Raw genomic sequence first — 20,000 nt, forward strand, 5'->3', positions numbered from 1 at the left:
CGACCCTGGTCGACACCGACCGTCTTTGTCCGGAATACGTAGGCGCTGACCTGCGTTGACGTGATTCTGATGGCTTATGTCCTCCCCCTTCGGCCGTTGAATTGTTAGGCTCGTGGTTTCGCCCATCCATGAAGGAACATCCTTCTGGGTAGGGCGATGCTTTGTATTCCCAGTACCTACGAGGAGCACCTGTGACCCAGACCAGCGAGAACGTCACCTGGCTGACCCAGGAGGCGTACAACCAGCTCAAGGCCGAGCTGGAGCACCTGTCTGGTCCTGCGCGCACGGAGATCGCCGCCAAGATCGCGGCCGCGCGCGAGGAGGGCGACCTGCGCGAGAACGGCGGGTACCACGCGGCCAAGGAGGAGCAGGGCAAGCAGGAGCTCCGTGTGCGCCAGCTGACCCAGCTCCTGGAGAACGCCAAGGTCGGCGAGGCGCCGACGTCGGCGGAGGGTGAGGTGGCGCCCGGCATGGTCGTCACGATCGCCTTCGACGGTGACGAGGACGACACGACGACCTTCCTGCTCGCCTCGCGCGAGTACGCGAGCTCGGACATCGAGACGTACTCCCCGCAGTCCCCGCTGGGTTCCGGCGTGATCGGCCACAAGGTCGGCGAGGACGCGGAGTACGAGCTGCCGAACGGCAAGACGGCCTCGGTGAAGATCCTGAAGGCCGAGCCCTACAGCGGCTGACCCGGGCCGTGCGGCATTGCCCCGGCCTGCATCTCCCTTACGAGCCCCCGGCGCCCACCGGCGCCGGGGGCTTCGTCATGCCGTCGCCGAGCGGTACTTCCGAACCGCCAGGGTGCGGAAGACCACGATGATCAGGATCGAGTAGATCAGCGAGGCCCACACCGGGTGCTGCATGGGCCAGGCGTCCGACGGTGAGACTCCCGGGTTGGCGAAGAGTTCGCGGCACGCCTGGACCGTGGCACTGAAGGGGTTCCAGTCGGCGACGTGCCGCAGCCACGGGGTCATGTGGCTGGTGTCCACGAACGCGTTCGAGATGAAGGTGACCGGGAAGAGCCAGATCAGTCCGCTGGACGTGGCCGCCTCGGGGGTACGGACGGACATGCCGATCAGGGCACCGATCCAGGTGAACGCGTAGCCGAGCAGGAGCAGCAGTCCGAAGGCCGCCAGGACCCTGCCGGCGTTGGTGCTGCCGTCCGACCCGACGCGCCAGCCGACCAGCAGGGCGACCACCGCGAGGACGACCAGGGTCAGGGCGGTCTGGACGAGGTCGGCGAAGGTACGCCCGGTGAGCACCGCACCTCTCGCCATGGGCAGGGAGCGGAAGCGGTCGATGAGCCCCTTGTGCATGTCGTCGGCGATGCCCGCGCCTGAGCTGGCGGTGGCGAACGTGACGGTCTGCGCGAAGATGCCCGCCATCAGGAAGTTCTTGTAGTCGACGGCGCTGGTGCTGCTGCCGATCTGCATGGATCCGCCGAAGACGTAGGTGAACAGCACCACGAACATGATCGGTTGGATCAGGCCGTAGATGATCATCTCGGGGATCCGGGACATCCGGATCAGATTGCGTTTCGCAACGACGACCGAGTCCCGGACGGACTGACTGACCGGGTTCGTGGCCGGCGCGACCCGCACGGCGTCGAGAGCACTCACTTGGCGGCCTCCTTGCCGTTCTCCTCGTCCTTCACCTCGGCCAGGTGTCCTGTCAGGGACAGGAAGACGTCGTCCAGGGTCGGGCGGCGCAGCCCGATGTCGTCGATCTCGATGCCCCGGGTGTCGAGCTCGCGGATGACCTCTGCGAGGAGCTTGGCGCCTCCGGTCACGGGGACGGTGAGCTTGCGCATGTGGTCCTCGACCGTCGTGTCGCCCTTGCCGAAGCCGCGCAGCACCTCTGAAGCGGCATGGATCTCGTCGCGCTCGTGCACCACCAGCTCGACGCGCTCGCCGCCGGTGCGGGCCTTGAGCTGGTCGGAGGTGCCGGTGGCGATGACGTGGCCCTGGTCGACAACCGCGATCTCGTGCGCCAGGTGGTCGGCCTCTTCGAGGTACTGGGTGGTGAGCAGCAGTGTCGTACCGCCCGAGACCAGGCGTTTGATGACCTCCCACAGCATCTGCCGGTTGCGGGGGTCGAGGCCGGTCGTCGGCTCGTCCATGAACATCACGGGCGGCGAGACCACCAGCGCGGCGGCAAGATCGAGGCGGCGACGCATGCCGCCGGAGTAGGTCTTCGTGGGACGGTCGGCGGCGTCGGCGAGGTCGAACTGCTCCAGCAGCTCGCCCGCGCGGGCCTTCGCCGCCTTGGACCTCATCTGGTAGAGCTGGCCGACCATCTGCAGGTTCTCGCGGCCGGTGAGGTACTCGTCCACCGCCGCGAACTGTCCGGACAGACCGATGGAACGGCGCACGGCATCGGGTTCCTTGAGGACATCGATGCCCGCGACGACCGCCGAGCCGCTGTCGGGGCGCAGCAGGGTCGTCAGGCAGCGGACGGCAGTCGTCTTGCCCGCGCCGTTCGGCCCGAGCAGGCCCAGGACCGTGCCCTCGCGAACATCGAGGTCGACGCCGTCCAGAGCCCTTACGTCACCGAAGGTCTTCACCAGGCCTTCGGCATAGATGGCGCCTGGCATATGAATCTCCACGTCTTCGGGGAAACTTCGGAAAGCCTAGGTTTTGCACTGTTCGTTCCGCGCCATGACTCGGCGCTGTCGCGTAGATACGAGACACACCATAACGCGATGTATCGCGTCTCTCAACGGGATTACCCGAAGGAGTGACAAAGGGATTCCGGCCTGTGCTTTCGCCCGCCGAGGCCTCGACCGACGACCGCTCGAGTCTCAGCCGATGACCGTGTAACCCGCCTCGCGCAAGGCCTGGCCGACCTCGACGCAGTGCGTACGGCCCTTCGTCTCCAGGTGCAGCTCGACCTCCGCCTCCGTGAGCCCGAGCCGTGGGTCGGTCCGTACGTGACTCACATCGAGGACGTTAGCGTCCACCACTGACAACACCCCCAGAAGCGTCGCGAGCGCGCCCGGCCGGTCCGTGAGCCGCAGCCGTACGGCCAGGTAGCGGCCCTGCGCGGCCATGCCGTGCCGCAGGACGCGCTCCAGCAGCACCGGGTCGACGTTGCCGCCGGACAGCACCGCGACGACCGGACCCTCGAAGGCGCCGGGGTCGCTCAGCAGCGCCGCGACGGGGCTCGCGCCGGCCGGCTCGACGACCAGCTTGGCCCGCTCCAGGCACAGCAGCAGGGCGGTGGCCAGCTCGTCCTCGCTGACCGTGCGGACCTCGTCCACCAGATCGCCGATGATCCGGAACGGCACCTCACCGGGCCTGCCGACCTTGATCCCGTCCGCCATCGTCACCGGGTTGTCGACGGCGACGGGATGCCCGGCCGCCAGCGAGGGCGGATACGCCGCCGCGCCGGCCGCCTGCACGCCCACGATCCGCACGTCGGGCCGCAGCGACTTCACCGCCATCGCGATACCCGCCGCGAGCCCGCCCCCGCCGATGCCGACGACGATCGTCCGCACCTCCGGGCACTGCTCGAGGATCTCCAGACCGACCGTGCCCTGGCCAGCGATGATGTCGGGGTGGTCGAAGGGGTGGATGAACACCGCGCCCGTCTCGGCGGCGTACTCCTGCGCCGCGGCGAGCGTCTCGTCGACCACCTGGCCGTACAGGCGCACCTCGGCGCCGTAGTCCTGGGTGGCGCTGATCTTGGGGAGCGGGGCTCCCTTCGGCATGAACACCGTCGAGTGCACGCCGAGCAGCGACGACGCGAGGGCGACGCCCTGTGCGTGGTTGCCGGCGCTCGCGGCCACGACCCCCGCCGCCCGCTCCTCCGGGAGCAGCCCGGCGATCCGGACGTAGCCGCCGCGCAGCTTGAACGATCCCGTCCGCTGGAGGTTCTCGCATTTGAGGTGCACCGGCGCGCCCACCAGCTGGGACAGGTGCCTGCTGCCCTCCATCGCCGTCACACGCGCCACGCCGGTCAGCATCTTCTGCGCCCCGCGCACGTCGTCGAGGGTGACGGGAGGCAAGGAGTCAGCCGTGCTGTAGCTCATGACCCAAGTCTCGCAGTTCACAGGCGCACGGCCCTGGTGTGACCAAGCACCGAGATGGGTTTACGCAGCCCCGGTACACCCCGCGTCCGGGCCGCGTACCCTGTCCCCCAACCCAGCACCCCCTTCATGAAGTGAGCCCCCGGCCATGCCCACAACACCTGAAATGTCGATGGACATGACGACCGTCGCTGACAGCGGTCTCCTCGACACGCTGCAGCACGAGGTGGCGGTGTTCGCCCGTCGTGCCGAACAGACCCGGCTCGGTGGGGTCGGACAGGTGCGCAACTCCATGGACCGCGCCGCATACCTGCTGCTCAACCGCCTCGACAAGGAAGGCCCCATGGGCGTCAAGGCGCTCGCCGCAAGCATGGGGATCGACTCGTCGACGGTGACCCGCCAGGTGGCGCCGCTCGTCGACACAGGGCTCGTCAAGCGCACCTCGCACCCCGAGGACGGGCGGGCGGTGGTGCTCCAGCTGTCCCCGCGCGGGCAGTCGCGACTGGAGGAAGTGCGTTCGTCCCGGCGTCAGTTGATGGCCGAGCTGACGCAGGACTGGGCCCCGGAGGAGCGTGAGGCGTTCTGCACGCTCCTCACTCGCTTCAACACCGCGCTCTCGTCGCGGATGGCGGCGCAGGGAATCTCGGGCACGGACTCGCCCACGGCCTCCTGAGAGCCCTTTGAGCCCCTTCGGCGCCACGGTGACGCCCGTCGCCGCCCCGAATCCGGCACCCGCACGCGCGCGTACTCGCGTGATCCGCTCCCGGCTCTTGACCCCGGGCCGCCGCTGGCCTCATATGAAAACCGGGTCCTCCTCGTGCGCGGCCGAAACGCGTCACGCGCGGGGCTGGGGTCCGGTTCCTCAGGGTCGGTCAGGCAGGAGGGGCGGTGGGACGACAACGAGTGGTCCAGGACGCCCGCCGGGACCGCGAGTTCGCGGGGTTCGTCGCGGGCGCGGCAGGGCGGCTGCTGCATGCCGCCACGCTGCTCACCGCTGAGCCGCCGGGCGACAACCCGCGCGCGCGGCGCCTGCTGACGCTGTCCCTCGCGCACACGTACGCGTGCTGGGACCGACTGCGCGGCGAGGACCCGTACGACCGCGCCCGCCAGTACCTGGCCACCCGCTTCTCCCGCGCCGTATGGCACCAGTACCGCCCTCTCGCCGCCCTCGGCCGGTCCCGCCCGCACCCCGACGGCCCGCTCGCCCGGCTCTCCCCGCAGGAACGCCTGATCCTGGTCCTGAGGCTGTACGAGGGTGTCGCCGAGGAGCAGGCGGCGGCCCTGCTCGGCCTACCCAGGGAGCGCGTCCACGCGATCTGCGACCGTGCGACGGCGACCCTGCTGCATCCTCCGCGCGAGCCCGCGCCTGCCGTGCTGGGCCCGAAGGCGGTGTCGCCGTGAATCGCGCCCAACGAGAAGCGGCCGCCCGGCGGATCATGGAGCGCACGCCGCCGCCGGTGCCGCCGGAGCTGTACGCCGAGGCCGTGCAGCGCGGCGGCCGCATGCTGCGCCGCAGGAAGGCCGCCGTGCTGCTGATGTGGCTGGCGCTGTTCGCCGCGACGATGGCGTTCGTGGTGTGGGCGCTGACGGCACGCCCCTGGGTGGAGCCGCCGTCGGAGACGACTCCACCGCTGACGGGCTGGTGAACCCTTCCTCCGGTCCCCTGCCCTTTCCTGCCGCCCTGAGGGCTAGCCGAGCGCCTGCTGGAGGTCCTCCAGGAGGTCCTCCACGTTCTCGATGCCCACGGAGAGGCGGACGAGGTCGGCGGGGACCTCGAGGGCGGAGCCGGCCACGGACGCGTGGGTCATGCGGCCGGGGTGCTCGATGAGGGACTCGACGCCCCCCAGGGACTCGCCGAGCGTGAACACCTTGGCGCGGTTGCAGACCTCGACGGCCGCCTCCTCGCCGCCGGTGACCCGGAAGGAGACCATGCCACCGAACGCCTTCATCTGCTTGGCGGCGACCTCGTGACCGGGGTGCTCGGGCAGGCCCGGGTACAGCACGCTCGTCACGCGCGCGTGCCGGGTCAGCATGTCGGTGATCTTCGTGGCGTTCTCGCTGTGCCGGTCCATGCGTACCGACAGCGTCTTGGTGCCGCGCAGCACCAGCCAGGAGTCGAAGGGCCCGGCGACCGCGCCCATCGCGTTCTGGTGGAAGGCCAGTTCGTCGCCCAGGCCCGCGTCGCTGACGATCAGCGCACCGCCGACGACGTCCGAGTGGCCGCCCATGTACTTGGTGAGGGAGTGCACCACGACGTCCGCGCCGAGGGACAGCGGCTGCTGCAGATACGGCGTGGCGAAGGTGTTGTCGACGACGAGCTTCGCGCCCGCGTCCCGGGCGATCTGGGCGACGGCCGCGATGTCGGTGATGCCGAGCAACGGGTTGGAGGGCGTCTCCACCCACACGATCTTGGTCTTCGGGGTGATGGCGGCCCGGACGGCGGATGGATCGCTGGTGTCGGCGACCGACCAGTCCACGCCCCATCGCGCGACGACCTTCGCGAACAGCCGGAACGTGCCGCCGTAGGCGTCATTGGGGATGACCACGTGGTCGCCGGGGCTGAGCAGCGTACGCAACAGGCAGTCCTCGGCCGCCAGTCCTGACGCGAACGCGAGGCCGCGGCGGCCGCCCTCCAGGGCCGCGAGGTTCTCCTCCAGGGCGGTCCTCGTCGGATTGGCGCTACGGCTGTACTCGTAGCCGCCGCGCAGGCCGCCGACGCCGTCCTGCTTGTAGGTCGAGACCTGGTAGATCGGCGGGACGACCGCGCCGGTGAGGGGATCGGCGGTGTTTCCCGCGTGGATCGCGAGGGTCTCGAAGTGCTGACTGATATGCCTGTCGCTCATGGGCACCGAGCGTAATGCGCGAACGGGGCGGATGCCGGACGGCAGGGGTTCCCGGCCGATTCCCGGCCCCACTCGGCCCGCCCGGCCCACTCAGCCCGCCCACCACGGACCCCGTTTTCCACAGGCCCGCACGCCACGGAACCCTTTTTCCACAGGCCGCCCGACCTCGTTGGCCAATTGTCGGCGGCGTCTGGAACGCTGGAGGCATGGAAATTCTCTGGGTCCTGATCGCGCTCCTCATGATCGGCTTTGTGGTCGTGCCGTTCATGCGGCGCAGGCGGGGCATGATCGAGCAGGTCCACCCCGGCCACCCGGACGCCGCGGACCCGGCGAATTACGGCTTCGTGCGGCAGGAGGAGCTGGACGTGCGCATGCCCGGCCCCGACCAGGACCTGCTGGACGTCCTGGACCTGGTGCAGCGCACACAGGACTACAAGGCGGCCTCCCAGCTCCTCGCCGGCACCGAGGCGGAGGGCGAGCAGCGCTGGCAGCGCGTGCAGGCCTTCGCGGGCGCCGCGTCGCTGGAGCTCCAGCAGCGGCCGGGCGGCGTCAGCGAGTCGCCGGGCGGCCAGTGGCTGCGGGTGTGGCGGACCGAGCAGCCCAAGGACGCGGGCGGCGCGGCCGTGCACGCGGAGTTCCTGGTGCAGCAGGCGTGGCGCACGGCGACGCCGGGCACGGACGAGTTCCGGATCATCATGGAGGAGGCGAAGTCGGCGTGCGGTGACGCGGCGCTGCTCGCCCCCGGCGACCCGATTCCGTACATCGTCGAGATGTCGGTCGCGCGAGGACTCGCCTACCCCCGGGCGGAGTTCGAGCAGCTCTGGCTGAAGATCCTGGACCGCGCCCCGTCCCACATGGGCGCGCATCTGGTGGCCCTGCACTACTGGTGCGAGAAGTGGCACGGCTCGCGCCAGCTGGCCTACGAGTTCGCGGAAGCGGCGGCAGCCCGCGCACCCCAGGGCTCCCTCCTCGCCGCCATGCCGCTGTTCGCGGTGTTCGAGCACCTGCCCGAGGTGAACCTGGTCAGCGGCTTCTACCAGAGCGAGGTCGTGACAAAGGCGATCCACGGCGCGCTGTACGCCGTGCACGCGGCCCGCCCCGACGACCCGATGCTGGCGCACGTACGCCACCTGCTGGTGTTCTTCCTGGTGCGCGGCGAGCGCTGGGCCGAGGCCATGGACCAGCTGATACACGTCGACGGCCACATCGGCGCCCTCCCCTGGACCCTGTCCCCCGACCCGGCCGCCGAGTTCGCGGTCTACCGGGCGCTGGCCGTGGCGGGCTACGAGGCCAACGGCGGCAGCCCGGCGACCCTGCCGCACTGAGCCGAGCACCCCCCGGAAAAACCCGCATTGCCGCACTGACCTGCGGTAGGGCATACTCCGCTTCCCCCCACACACTTCGTCATGTCCATTTCTCGTGGGGGGAATTGCCCAACATGGGGGCAACTCTGCGTGCCGTGCGCGCGCTCATCCTGCTCGCCGGGTTCTATCTGCTCGGATTCGTCATGCTCGGTGCGCTCGTCGCCGTCGACTGGGCCGTCGCGGAGGGCGGGGTCGGGAGCGTCACCGCCAAGGTGTGGATCGTCAGCGCATTGCTGGCGATCCCCATCGTGCAAGGCATGTTCGCGCTGCGCACGCCCAAGGACGAACCGCCGCCCGGTCTGCTCGCGACCGAGCAGCAGGAGCCCGCGCTCTGGGCAGCCGTACGCACGCTGGCCGACGAGACCGGAACCCGCGCGCCGGACGAGATCGTCCTGACGCCGGACGTCAACGCGGCCGTCGCCGAGGACGCGACCTTCCTGGGTCTCAAGCCCGGCCGGCGCCGCATGTACATCGGGTTGCCACTGATGGCGGGCCTGAGCGAACCGCAGCTGCGGGCCGTGCTGGCCCATGAGTTCGGGCACTACACGAACCACGACACCCGCCTCTCCGCGATCACCCTGCGCGGCCGCCTCCAGGTGATGCGCACCGTCGCCAGCCTGCACGAGCGTTCCCGCAAGAAGGTCGCGAAGGAGGAGGCCAAGCAGGAGAAGAAGAACGCCAAGCGGCTCGCCAAGGGCAAGACGACGGGCACGGTCGACGCCGGGACGGCGGGCCTGAGTTACCGCCTCGCCGCCAAGCCGTTCCTCTGGTACGGCACCTTCTACCTGCGCGCCTCCCAGGGCGTGGGCCGGCGCCAGGAGCTCGCCGCCGACCTGGCCGCCGCGCGTATCGCCGGCCGCGACGCCACCGCGTCCGCGCTGCGCGAGATCCCCGTGCTGGACTCGGCCCACGGCTTCTACATGCAGTCGTACGCGACCCTCGGCACCGGCGCCGGACTGCTGCCGCCACCCGGCGAGGTGTTCGGCGGGCTGCGCCATCTGCTGGCCGGGCGCGCCGACGAGCTGGACGAGATGCGGCAGGCCCTGCCCGAGGAGGAGCAGTCGGCGTACGACTCCCACCCTCCGATCGCCGAGCGCATCGCCCGCATCGAGCAACTCCCCGACGACGGCCGCGCCCTGACCGGCGCCCGCCCCGCGCTCTGCCTGCTCACCGACCCGGCCCACGCCTTCGCCGCACTGGAGCAGGCCGCCCTCACCCCCGAGGCCCATCAGCTGCGCCGCACCGCCGACTGGACTCAGCTGGTCAACGAGTCGATGCTCTGGCACGCCGACCAGGACGCCGAGCCGTTGCGCACGGCCGCCACCGAGCTCCACGGCGGCGACGGTTCCCTGGCCTCGTTCCTGGATGCCGTCGACGCGGGCAGGCTGTGGCAGATGGCCGACCGCCTGCCCAAGTCGCCGGAGGCGCAGGCCGCCACGGGCCGCGCGGCCCGCGAGTTCGCGCGCCCCCAAGTGCGCGCCCGCCTCTCGCGCATGGTCGTCTCCGAACTCGTCCGCCGCGGCCGGGCCCACTGGGAGCTGTCCTGGTCGGACCCGGCACGGCTGCGCCTGCCGGACGGTTACGAGGAGGCGCTGAAGCAGGCGCTGGACGCGGTGGTGGAGGACGTACCGGACACGCGGGAACTGCGGCAGTTGCTGGCACGGGTGCAGTGACCGGCACCAACGGACAGGCCGAAGCCGGGTTCAGGGCCGACACCTGACATAGGCCCGCCATCGAGCACAGCCCCCCTCCCCTCCCCCCGTCCCCCTTCCCTTTCCCCTTCCCGCTCAGGCCCCTCACTGCTCAAGGACGCAGACACACCCATGAGTCACATACTCCCGATCATCGTGATCCTGCTCGCGATCTACTCCTGGTACCGCACGCAGAAGAAGTCGGCGCCGCGCGGAGGCGGCGCATCCGTCCGCAACCGGGATCTGGCCAAGGCCGCCGCCCAGCTGGGCTTCCTGCCCGGCGAGCAGCTGGACACCGACCGGGCCTACGCCCCCGACCCCCGGATCGCGGCCGCACGCGAAGCCGTACGGGCCGGGGACTGGAAGGCCGGCGCACAGTTCCTGGCCGAGGCCGGGCGGGACTGGCAGGAGCGGGACCGGCGCTCCAGTGTGCTGGCCGACGAGGCCGTCAAGGACGACTCCTGGCTGCTGGCCTGGCGCACCGAGCGGCCGGAGGACCCCGACATGGCGCTGGTGTTCGCGGAGTCAATGATCTACCTCGCCTGGGAGGTCCGCGGCTCGGCGACCGCCAAGCACACCACGCAGGAGCAGTTCGCGGGCTTCCGCCGGATCCTGGACCAGGCCCGGGAGGCATGCGCGCAGGCGCAGGCGCTGGCCGGGGACGACCCGTGCCCGTTCATCGTGGAGCTCCCGCTGGCGAAGGGCCTCGGATACCCGCACGAGAGGTTCGAGGAGATCTGGGCCGAGATCGTCCAGCGCGACCCGCACCACCTGGCCGCGCACACCTCCGCCCTCCAGTACTGGTGCGCGAAGTGGCGCGGCTCGCACGAGCTGGCGGAGGGCTTCGCCCGTTCCGCGGCCGAGAAGGGCACGCCGGGGCAGTTGCTGACCCTGCTGCCGCTGGAGGCGTACTTCGAGTACGAGATCCAGCACTCCGACCTGGAGCAGGACGAGTTCTACAAGCGCCCGGAGATCGTGGCGGCGGTCGACGCAGCCCTGGTCGACGTGGCGGCCGCGGCTGCCGCCGACCCCGAGGACTGGCGGATCCCGCAGGTCCGTCATCTGCTGGCCAGCCTGCTGTTCTGGCAGGACCGGTACGAGGCGGCGGCCGAGCAGTTCCGGCTGGTCGACGGGTACATCAACGCGGTGCCGTGGTCGTACCGGGGCGGCCGGGACGCGATGATCAAGGCCTATGTGCAGCAACGGGACTTCAGCGCCGCGCAGGTGGTGAAGGCGCGGGGCGGAATCTGAGCCCGGCCGCACGTTGAGGCGCGCTCCGGAGGGTGGACATCAGGCCCGGTACGCCAGAGGCCACCTCGCGGCCCAGGCTCGCCGATGCGGGCTTCGCCTTGGGGCCCCGGTCGATTCGAACCTGGAGCGTTGTGCGCGACGCGTGCCGCGTCGGCGCTTGAGGTGGGGAGTGGCAGTCCGCCGAACTCACTTCTGCTCGACGGGCGTTCGGCCGACCGCCGCGCTGGTCAGCGGCACGGCCGGCACGCGCTCCGAGCCCCTGCGTGACTCTCACCCGTGGGGATGGATCTCGACGTCCAGTAAGCCCAGCTCAGCCCGCCGCAAGGATCTTGCCGCAACGGTTCCCACAGGCTGTGGGCTGTCACTGGACGCAGCGATCCGCTGCGAGGCAACGAGGGGCAGGAAGCAAGCCCATATGTACACATTCACCTCTGGTCTGCGAAGAGCACTGGGGCGAACCGGCATCGCGGCGGCCACGGGCCTGGCGCTCGTACTGGCCGTGCCCGGACTCGCGCTCGCCGCACCGGGCGACCTCGATCCGACCTTCGACGGTGACGGCAGAGTCGTCACCGACTTCGGCGGCTACGACGAGAGCCGCGGCATGGCGCTGCAGCCCGACGGCAAGATCGTCACCGTAGGTCTCGTCCAGCCCTACGAAAGCGGAGAGGTCGACTTCGCCCTCGCCCGTTACAACCCCAACGGGGCGCTGGACTCCGGATTCGGGACCGGCGGCAAGGTGATCACCGACGTTCGCGGCAGTGAGGACTACGCCAACGGGGTGGCGGTGCAGGCCGACGGCAAGATCGTCGTGGTCGGCCGCACATCGGACCCCGAGACCCTGAACCCCGAGTTCACGGTGGTCCGCTACAACCCTGATGGGACGCTGGACACCGGTTTCGGGACCGGCGGTACGGTGGTCACGGAGTTCGGAACGGGTGGGCCGTCCGAGGCGTTCTCCGTAAAAGTGCAGGCCAACGGCGGGATTGTCGTCGTCGGCAGTAGCGGCGCCGCTTTCGCGCTGGCCCGTTACAACGGCGACGGCAGCCTCGACACCGGCTTCGACGGCGACGGCAGGGTCACCACCGCCTTTGCGGGCGGCGCGGCGACCGCCTTCGACGTGGCGTTGCAGTCGGACGGGAAGATCGTCGCTGCCGGTCGCGCGGGGTACAACTATCCGGCCAACGCCTCCGATTTCGCGCTCGCACGCTACAACGGCGACGGCAGCCTCGACACCGGCTTTGACGCCGATGGCAGGGTGACCACCCCCTTCGCCGATGCCGACGTGATCGGTGGAGTGGCGTTGCAGTCCGACGGAAAGATCGTCGTCTCAGGATTCAGCGACTTCGACTTCGCCCTGGCCCGTTACAACCCCACCGGCACCCTCGACAGTGGCTTCAGCGGCGACGGCAAAGTCACCACCGACTTCGCAGGCGGAACCCTGGACAGGAGTTCCGACCTGGCGTTGCAGTCCGACGGGAAGATCGTCGCCGCGGGCATCAGCCACGCCGATTTCGCGGTGGCCCGGTACAACCTCGACGGCAACCTGGACGGCGGCTTCGGAACCGGCGGCAAGGTGACCACCGATGCTGCCAACGGCTTCTTCGACACAGCCACCGCAGTGGCGTTGCAGCCCGACGGAAAGATCGTCGCCTCCGGTAACGCCGGCGACGACCGCGGCCTGGTCCGGTACCAGGTGACCGCCACACCTCCGCCACCGCCCGGCGTGGACCTGTCGGTCAGGAAGACCGGTCCCACCACGGTCAGCATCGGCGACCGTCCCACGTACAGCGTGACCGTGACCAACAACAGCACCACGACCTCCGCAACCGGCGTCTCCCTGTCCGAGACGCTCAGTGGCCCAGCCGCCTCGGTCGTCTCGGCGACCCCCAGCACGGGCACCTGCACCCTCACGGCCACCAGCGCGAGTTGTTCCCTGGGCACCCTCGCCCCCGGAGCCAGCGCCACGGTGCAGATCGCGGCCGAGCCGCGGGCCGTCGGCGCCCTCTCCGACCGGGCCACGGTCGGCGCCACACAATCCGACCCGGACTCGGGCAACAACACCGCCGCGGCGACCACCACGGTGAACAACGCACGTGGTTGCACCCGCATCGGAACCAGCGGCAACGACACCCTCAACGGCACGTTCGGCCCCGACGTGATCTGCGCTCTAGGAGGGGACGACACCGTCAACGCCGGCTTCGGCGGTGACACCGTGTACGGCGGCTACGGCAACGATCGCCTCGACGGCAGCTCCGGAAACGACGCCCTCAACGGGGGCCCTGGCAATGACAACCTGATCGGCAACGACGGCAACGACAGCCTCAACACCGTCGACAACGTATCCGGCAACGACACCGCCAACGGCGGCTCCGGCACGGACACCTGCACGACGGACTCGGGCGACACCCGGATCAGCTGCCCCTAGGCATGGGTTCTGCCGCATGGGCGTGTCGGTGCACCGGCATTCATCGGCGTCAGCCCCGGCGAGAACAGCTTCGAGCTGGTCTGCGTCGGGGTGGCGCGCGAGCTCGGCGCCGGAACGTCGCTGGTGGCAGCTACGTGGCCTCATGTCATGAGGCCACCACCCGCATACGGCCATGTCGTGACCTGCCGTATGACTCTCTCTGCGCACCGGGTCTGTGAACACTGCTTGACGTGAGTCGCACCGCCGGACGCAGGATGCCGGACGCAGGATGCCGGAGGCCCAGGGCCTCCCCCCAGGACCGACGAAGGTGCGACGGCGTCCGAGAGGCGTTGACCTTGACACGGTGACAAGGCCTTCACTGCTTGCCGAGGAGGTGGTCCCGATGACCATGACGCGACAGGCAACGGATGCGATACGAGCGCTCCAGGCACTGGAGGACGGCCGTTCGTCCGTGCGGCTGCGGGCGGCTCTGGCGGTCGGCACGACGCCGGATCCGCGCTTCGTCGACAAGCTCGTCGAGCGTTGCGCGATCGAGCCCGAGTTCTTCGTCCGCGACATGCTGACCTGGGCTCTCACCCGCCACCCGGTGTCCCTGACGCTCCCCGCGCTGCTCCGCGCAGTCCGCTCGGAGCGGGCGCAAGCACGAAGTCAAGCGCTGCACACGCTGTCCAAGATCGGGGACCGGCAGGCGTGGCCGGCGATCACGCGGGCGCTCCTGTCCGACGCCGACGACGAGGTGGCGCGCAGCGCCTGGCGGACCGCGGTCGTGCTCGTGCCGGAAGGCGAGGAGTCCGGGCTGGCCGCCGTACTGGCGACGCAGTTCGGGCGCGGTGATCGGGAGACGCAGCTGAGCCTCAGCCGGGCGCTGGTCGCACTGGGTGAGGCCGTTGTGCCCGCTCTGCGTGCTGCGACGACAGCCACTGACCGGCGTGTGCGTACGCACGCGCTCGCCACGGAACGGCTGCTGCAAGACCCCGATGCGGGATTCGAGTTGGCGATCGAGGAGGCGAAGCGCATCGTGGCCCTCGGCGGGTCCGGCCAGGAGGGACGATAGGAAGTGTTGATCGGTGAGGTGGCGCGACGGTCCGGGGTCAGTGCCCGCATGCTCAGGCATTACGAGTCGCTCGGCCTCTTGCGACCCTCGGGTCGTACGGGCTCCGGCTATCGGGAGTACTCCGGCGAGGACATCCGGCGGATCTTCCACATCGAGAGCCTGAGGTCGCTGGGGCTGTCGCTGCGTGAGATCGGACGCGCGCTCGACGATCCCCGCTTCACGCCCTCGTCGCTCGTCGACGACCTCATCCGTCAGACACACGAACGCATCGCGGCCGAGAACGAGCTGCTCACGCGGCTCCGCCGGATCGATGCCGCGGAACCCACCGACTGGGAGGACGTCCTCCAGGTCGTCGCCTTCCTCCAGGCGCTGGGGTCGAAGAGCGCAGCCGCCCGCCAGCGCGCAGCCCTCTCCTCGGCCGGCGAGGTCCCGGTGCCGGTGGAAGCCCTGGTCGAGGCGGTACTGAGGGAGTCGGATCCGAACGTCGCCGGAGCTCTTCGATGGGCGCTGGCGCGCTCGGGTGACGGCGGCACGGCACTGCTGGCGGAGGGCCTCGACTCACCGGTGGCCGCGGTGCGGGAGCGTGCCGTTCAGACCCTCGCGGAGATGCCCGGTGACGAGGCCACCGCCCGGCTGCGGGACGCCCTCGCGAACGCCGATGTCGTCGTCCGCGGCCATGCGGCTCTGGCGCTCGGGACGCGTGGAGTGGCCGAGGCGATCCCGGCGCTCATCGACATGATCGTGGCGGGGACAAACGACACCGATGCCGCCGATGCGCTGAGCATGCTGGCCGGCGACCCCGCGACGGTGGATCCAACCGCCGCGGATCGGATCGCCTCCGGGCTCGTCGACCGTCTCGCCCACGGCACCACCGCAGCACCCGCGCGCGTACGGCTGACCCAGGCGCTGGCGGACATCCCGGGGAGCACGGTTTCGGATGCCCTCGTGGACCTGTCGCAGGACGGGGACCGTGCCGTTGCGCTGACCGCGGCGTACCTTCTCCGGCTACGCGACGCACGGTGACGGACGGGTTCGTTCCGGCGTGCCGCGGGCGGCGGAGTATGTGCCAGTCGGACTCCGCCGTCCGTCGGGCCGCCTCCGGTCAGCCCTCGGCGCGGGCGGGCAGCCGCCATCCCGGGCGCGGGAAGTGGCAGGTGTAGCCGTCCGGGTAGCGCTGGAGGTAGTCCTGGTGCTCGGGCTCGGCCTCCCAGAAGGGGCCCACCGGCTCGACCTCGGTGACGACCTTGCCCGGCCACAGGCCAGAGGCGTCCACATCCGCGATCGTGTCCTCGGCGATCCGCTTCTGCTCGTCGTCCACGTAGTAGATCGCCGAGCGGTAGCTGAGGCCCATGTCGTTGCCCTGGCGGTTCTTCGTGCTCGGGTCGTGGATCTGGAAGAAGAACTCCAGGATCGCGCGATAGTCGGTCTTCGCGGGGTCGAAAAGGATCTCGATGGCCTCCGCGTGCGTGCCGTGGTTGCGGTACGTCGCGTTCGGCACGTCACCCCCGGTGTATCCCACCCGGGTCGCCGTCACGCCCGGCAGTCGGCGGATCAGCTCCTCCATCCCCCAGAAGCATCCGCCTGCCAGCACGGCCCTCTGCGTCTGCGCAGCCATCGTGGCCCTCCAATATCGGTCAGCTCGGTCACTCGGGCTGCTCTGCTCGCACACACCGGCATCCCATGCCCACTTCCGTCAACGCATGAGGGGTCCTGGCGATTCCGCCGCCCTCACCCTCGCCCGTGCCCGCCGCCCCTACCTCACCTCTACCCCTGCCCGCCGCCCGCTGCCCGCTGCCGGGTGGAGAAGGCACCCCCGTCAGCCGGATTCGGCCGTCCCCTTCGACTCGGCAGTCGCGTCCGACGTCGTCTCGGGCTTCGTGTACAGCACTTCCCTGGCCTGCTCCGCGGCGCGGGCCGTGCTCTCGGAGACGAAGTCGAGGAAGCGGGCGATGTTGTCGAGGCGGGTGGCGGCCGGGGTGCCGGGGCCGAGAACGCCGACGCCCTGCCGTGCCGTCACGACGACCTGGGCGATGGCGCGGGCGCTGGCCATCAGCGATTCGTACCAGACGTCGTCGTCGACGACGTAGCGCTCACGGCGGCGTTCGTCGCGTTCCCGGCGGACGAAGCCCTGGCTGTCGAGGAACGTGATCGCCTTGGAGACGGACGCCGGGCTGACCTGAAGGCGCTGGACGAGTTCGGACGCGGTCAGGCTGCCCGCGTCGGTGATGGTGAGACAGGCCATCACCCTGGACATCATCTTGGGCATGCCCGACTGCATGAAGACGGTCGTGAGCAGCTCCTCGTACTCGCGTACGGCCTCGGCGTCACGCCCGTGGGCCTGCGGGGGCGCCTCCGATCCCCGGGGCGCGGCCTGCCTGCGCCGGTGGGCGCGGTGTTCGGTGGCGCGGTGGGCGAGGTCGGCCCGGTAGGCGGTCGGGCCGCCGTTGCGCAGCACCTCGCGCGTGACCGTCGAGGTGGGACGGTCGAGGCGTCTGGCGATCTCCGCGTAGGCGAGGCCGTCGGCCAGTCCCAGCGCGATCTGCTGGCGTTCCTGCTGGGTGAGTCTGCCTCCGGGCACCGCGATCTCCTTCGCACGTTCTGGTGTCGCCCAGCATAGCGTTCAGTTTCATTTCATTGCAACGAACAGCCGCATTCCGTTGCGTTACCTTTAGGACCGTTGCAACGAATTCCTTTATCTGACCTGCAAATACGTCTCCATAGCGCAACGACTTCATTGCGCGATCCTTGAACGCAACGTAGCTTTTCCCTCATCGGAAACAACGAGTCAAGGAGAGCACGATGCAGAAGTTCGACACCCCCGCCCCCGTCTCCGCCGTCCTCGACATCCCCGCCGGACGCATCCGTCTCATCGCCGCCGACCGGGCCGACACCACCGTCGAGGTCCTCCCCGCGGACGCCTCCAAGAGCCGCGACGTGCAGGCGGCGGAGCAGACCGAGATCGCCTACGGCGACGGCGTCCTGCGCATCGAGGTGCCGGCGGCGAAGAACCGGGTCCTCGGCGCCTCCTCCGGGTCGATCGAGGTGACGGTCCAACTGCCCGCCGGCTCCCGCGTCGAGGCGAAGGCGGCCGCCGCCGAACTCCGCGGCGTCGGACGCCTCGGCGACGTCACCTTCGAGGGCGCGCAGGGCACGGTCAAGCTCGACGAGACCGCGAGCGCCCGCCTCGCCCTCCAGGCCGGCGACATCACGGTCGGCCGCCTCACCGGGCCCGCGGAGATCAGCACCCTGAAGGGCGACCTCCACATCACCGAAGCCGTGCGCGGCACCGTCACGCTGCGCACCGAGCACGGCGAGATCTCGGTCGGCGCCGCCCGCGGGGTCTCCGCCTCCCTGGACGCCGGCACCACCTACGGCCGGATCCACAACGCGCTCAAGAACGCCGACGGCGCCGCCGCCGGCCTGAACATCCACGCGACCACCGCCTACGGCGACGTCACCGCCCGCAGCCTCTGACCCGCCCGCAGCCTGTAGAAGGAGCACCCCTCATGACCAACGTGGCCATCGCGGCGAACGGGCTGCGCAAGTCCTACGGCGACAAGCTCGTCCTCGACGGCATCGACGTGGCCGTCCCGGAAGGAACGGTCTTCTCCCTGCTCGGCCCGAACGGCGCCGGCAAGACCACGGCCGTGAAGATCCTGTCCACCCTCATCACCGCCGACGGCGGACAGGCGCAGGTCGCGGGTCACGACCTCGCCGCCGACCCCCAGGCCGTGCGTGCCGCGATCGGCGTGACCGGACAGTTCTCCGCCGTCGACGGCCTGATCACCGGCGAGGAGAACATGCTCCTCATGGCGGACCTGCACCACCTGTCCAAGCGCGAAGGGCGGCGCGTCGCCGCCGAGTTGCTGGAGCGCTTCGACCTCACCGAGGCCGCCAAGAAGCCCGCCTCCACCTACTCCGGCGGCATGAAGCGCCGCCTCGACATCGCCATGACCCTGGTCGGCAACCCGCGGATCATCTTCCTCGACGAGCCGACCACCGGTCTCGACCCGCGCTCCCGGCACAACATGTGGCAGATCATCCGCGAGCTCGTCTCCGGCGGTGTCACCGTCTTCCTCACCACGCAGTACCTGGAGGAAGCCGACGAACTCGCCGACCGTATCGCCGTGCTCAACGACGGGAAGATCGCCGCCGAGGGCACCGCCGCCGAACTCAAGCGGCTCATCCCCGGCGGACACGTCCGGCTCCGCTTCACCGACCCGGCCACCTACCAGAACGCCGCGACGGCACTGAGTGAAGCCACCCGATACGACAAGGCCCTCGCCCTGCAGATCCCCAGCGACGGCAGTCAGCGCGAGCTGCGCTCGATCCTCGACTGGCTCGACGCCGCCGGCATCGAAGCCGACGAACTCACCGTGCACACCCCGGACCTCGACGACGTCTTCTTCGCCCTGACCGGCGGCACCACCATCCCCCACCAGCCCAACCAGCCCAACCAGCCCAAGGAGAACGTCCGATGAGCTCCCTCTCCCTCGCCGTACGCGACTCCACCACCATGCTGCGCCGCAACCTCCTGCACGCGCGCCGCTACCCCTCCCTCACCCTGAACCTGCTGCTCACCCCGATCATGCTCCTGCTGCTCTTCGTCTACATCTTCGGCGACACCATGAGCGCGGGCATCGGCGGAGGCAGCGCGGACCGCTCGAAGTACATCGCCTACATCGTCCCGGGCCTGCTGCTGATGACCATCGGCAGCACCACCATCGGCACCGCCGTGTCCGTCGCCACGGACATGACCGAGGGCATCATCGCCCGCTTCCGCACCATGGCCATCCACCGCGGATCGGTCCTCATCGGACACGTCATCGGCAGCGTGCTGCAGTCGATCCTCAGCGTGGTCCTCGTCGGAGCCGTCGGCGTGGCCATCGGCTTCCGCTCCACCGACGCCACCGTCCTGGAATGGCTCGCGGCGTTCGGGCTGCTCGTACTCTTCGCCATGGCTCTCACCTGGATCGCGGTCGGTATGGGCCTGTCCAGCCCGAACGCCGAGGCCGCCAGCAACCAGGCCATGCCGCTGATCCTGCTGCCCCTCCTGTCCAGCGCCTTCGTCCCCGTCAACACGATGCCGGGCTGGTTCCAGCCGATCGCCGAGTACCAGCCCTTCACCCCGGCCATCGAAACCCTGCGCGGCCTGCTCCTCGGCAGCGAGATCGGCCACAACGGATGGCTGGCCGTCGTCTGGTGCCTCGGCCTCGCGGTGCTCGGCTACTTCTGGTCGACCTCGAAGTTCAACGACGACCCGAAGTAACTGCCATGACAACGCGGGCCATCCCGCAACGCGCTTCACCAGAGGGCGGCGACCGCAGAGGTCACCGCCCTCT

The 20,000-nt window shown here is 70.0% G+C and carries 19 protein-coding genes; 13 read left to right on the plus strand and 6 right to left on the minus strand.

Annotation, left to right across the window (positions count from 1 at the left end):
- Positions 1-191: 191 nt before the first annotated feature.
- Positions 192-692: a transcription elongation factor GreA gene (gene greA / locus OHT51_RS16085; RefSeq protein ID WP_328879636.1), complete on the plus strand. Its 501-nt coding sequence runs from the start codon at positions 192-194 to the stop codon at positions 690-692.
- Between the two features lie 75 nt (positions 693-767).
- Here greA and OHT51_RS16090 read toward each other — a convergent pair whose 3' ends face one another.
- The 3 genes from OHT51_RS16090 to ilvA form a co-directional block, all read right to left on the minus strand.
- Positions 768-1,622, minus strand: coding sequence for an ABC transporter permease (locus tag OHT51_RS16090; RefSeq protein WP_328879637.1), 855 nt, complete (start codon positions 1,620-1,622; stop codon positions 768-770).
- Entirely contained in the window at positions 1,619-2,596 is a 978-nt protein-coding gene (locus tag OHT51_RS16095) for an ATP-binding cassette domain-containing protein (RefSeq protein ID WP_328879638.1), read from the minus strand. Before OHT51_RS16095 ends, OHT51_RS16090 begins: the two co-directional genes overlap by 4 nt.
- Positions 2,597-2,803: 207 nt before the next feature.
- A complete protein-coding gene (gene ilvA, locus OHT51_RS16100) occupies positions 2,804-4,033 on the minus strand; it encodes a threonine ammonia-lyase (protein ID WP_328879639.1) in 1,230 nt (409 codons plus the stop codon).
- A 163-nt stretch (positions 4,034-4,196) separates the two neighbouring features.
- Between ilvA and OHT51_RS16105 the strand changes: the two genes are divergently transcribed.
- The 3 genes from OHT51_RS16105 to OHT51_RS16115 all read left to right on the plus strand — a co-directional run bounded on the left by OHT51_RS16105 (position 4,197) and on the right by OHT51_RS16115 (position 5,676).
- Positions 4,197-4,703 carry a MarR family winged helix-turn-helix transcriptional regulator gene (locus tag OHT51_RS16105; protein WP_328879640.1) on the plus strand — a complete coding sequence of 169 codons (507 nt, stop codon included), beginning with the start codon at positions 4,197-4,199 and terminating at the stop codon, positions 4,701-4,703.
- 215 nt (positions 4,704-4,918) lie between these two features.
- Positions 4,919-5,431: a sigma factor-like helix-turn-helix DNA-binding protein gene (locus tag OHT51_RS16110; RefSeq protein ID WP_328879641.1), complete on the plus strand. Its 513-nt coding sequence runs from the start codon at positions 4,919-4,921 to the stop codon at positions 5,429-5,431.
- The gene (locus OHT51_RS16115) at positions 5,428-5,676 is read left to right on the plus strand and encodes a hypothetical protein (protein ID WP_328879642.1); all 249 of its coding nucleotides are present in this window, start codon (positions 5,428-5,430) and stop codon (positions 5,674-5,676) included. The genes OHT51_RS16110 and OHT51_RS16115 overlap by 4 nt, the downstream gene beginning before the upstream one ends.
- Before the next feature lie 42 nt (positions 5,677-5,718).
- Here OHT51_RS16115 and OHT51_RS16120 read toward each other — a convergent pair whose 3' ends face one another.
- Positions 5,719-6,873 (minus strand): cystathionine gamma-synthase, encoded by a 1,155-nt coding sequence (locus OHT51_RS16120; protein ID WP_328879643.1) that lies wholly within the window; start codon positions 6,871-6,873, stop codon positions 5,719-5,721.
- 206 nt (positions 6,874-7,079) lie between these two features.
- Between OHT51_RS16120 and OHT51_RS16125 the strand changes: the two genes are divergently transcribed.
- From OHT51_RS16125 to OHT51_RS16150, 6 genes are all read left to right on the plus strand, one after another.
- On the plus strand, positions 7,080-8,198 hold the full coding sequence (locus OHT51_RS16125; protein WP_328879644.1) for a hypothetical protein: 1,119 nt from the start codon (positions 7,080-7,082) through the stop codon (positions 8,196-8,198).
- 113 nt (positions 8,199-8,311) lie between these two features.
- Positions 8,312-9,910 (plus strand): M48 family metalloprotease, encoded by a 1,599-nt coding sequence (locus OHT51_RS16130; RefSeq protein WP_328879645.1) that lies wholly within the window; start codon positions 8,312-8,314, stop codon positions 9,908-9,910.
- A 150-nt stretch (positions 9,911-10,060) separates the two neighbouring features.
- Positions 10,061-11,179 (plus strand): hypothetical protein, encoded by a 1,119-nt coding sequence (locus OHT51_RS16135; RefSeq protein WP_328879646.1) that lies wholly within the window; start codon positions 10,061-10,063, stop codon positions 11,177-11,179.
- Positions 11,180-11,594: 415 nt separating this feature from the next.
- Positions 11,595-13,604 (plus strand): calcium-binding protein, encoded by a 2,010-nt coding sequence (locus OHT51_RS16140; RefSeq protein WP_328879647.1) that lies wholly within the window; start codon positions 11,595-11,597, stop codon positions 13,602-13,604.
- 382 nt (positions 13,605-13,986) lie between these two features.
- The gene (locus tag OHT51_RS16145; RefSeq protein ID WP_328879648.1) at positions 13,987-14,658 is read left to right on the plus strand and encodes a HEAT repeat domain-containing protein; all 672 of its coding nucleotides are present in this window, start codon (positions 13,987-13,989) and stop codon (positions 14,656-14,658) included.
- Between the two features lie 3 nt (positions 14,659-14,661).
- Complete coding sequence (locus OHT51_RS16150; protein WP_328879649.1) at positions 14,662-15,681, plus strand: MerR family transcriptional regulator; 1,020 nt, start codon at positions 14,662-14,664, stop codon at positions 15,679-15,681.
- A 79-nt stretch (positions 15,682-15,760) separates the two neighbouring features.
- Here OHT51_RS16150 and msrA read toward each other — a convergent pair whose 3' ends face one another.
- The gene (msrA, locus tag OHT51_RS16155; protein WP_328879650.1) at positions 15,761-16,273 is read right to left on the minus strand and encodes a peptide-methionine (S)-S-oxide reductase MsrA; all 513 of its coding nucleotides are present in this window, start codon (positions 16,271-16,273) and stop codon (positions 15,761-15,763) included.
- Positions 16,274-16,474: 201 nt separating this feature from the next.
- Entirely contained in the window at positions 16,475-17,236 is a 762-nt protein-coding gene (locus OHT51_RS16160; RefSeq protein WP_328879651.1) for a helix-turn-helix domain-containing protein, read from the minus strand.
- Between the two features lie 221 nt (positions 17,237-17,457).
- Here OHT51_RS16160 and OHT51_RS16165 point away from each other — a divergent pair, with 221 nt between their 5' ends.
- The 3 genes from OHT51_RS16165 to OHT51_RS16175 are packed head-to-tail and all read left to right on the plus strand — an operon-like array spanning position 17,458 to position 19,927.
- Positions 17,458-18,132: a DUF4097 family beta strand repeat-containing protein gene (locus OHT51_RS16165; protein WP_328879652.1), complete on the plus strand. Its 675-nt coding sequence runs from the start codon at positions 17,458-17,460 to the stop codon at positions 18,130-18,132.
- A 32-nt stretch (positions 18,133-18,164) separates the two neighbouring features.
- Complete coding sequence (locus tag OHT51_RS16170; protein ID WP_328879653.1) at positions 18,165-19,139, plus strand: ATP-binding cassette domain-containing protein; 975 nt, start codon at positions 18,165-18,167, stop codon at positions 19,137-19,139.
- Entirely contained in the window at positions 19,136-19,927 is a 792-nt protein-coding gene (locus OHT51_RS16175; RefSeq protein WP_328879654.1) for an ABC transporter permease, read from the plus strand. Before OHT51_RS16170 ends, OHT51_RS16175 begins: the two co-directional genes overlap by 4 nt.
- Positions 19,928-20,000 lie beyond the last annotated feature (73 nt).

Origin of the sequence: Streptomyces sp. NBC_00299 (assembly GCF_036173045.1) — a bacterium.
Taxonomy (GTDB): domain Bacteria; phylum Actinomycetota; class Actinomycetes; order Streptomycetales; family Streptomycetaceae; genus Streptomyces; species Streptomyces machairae.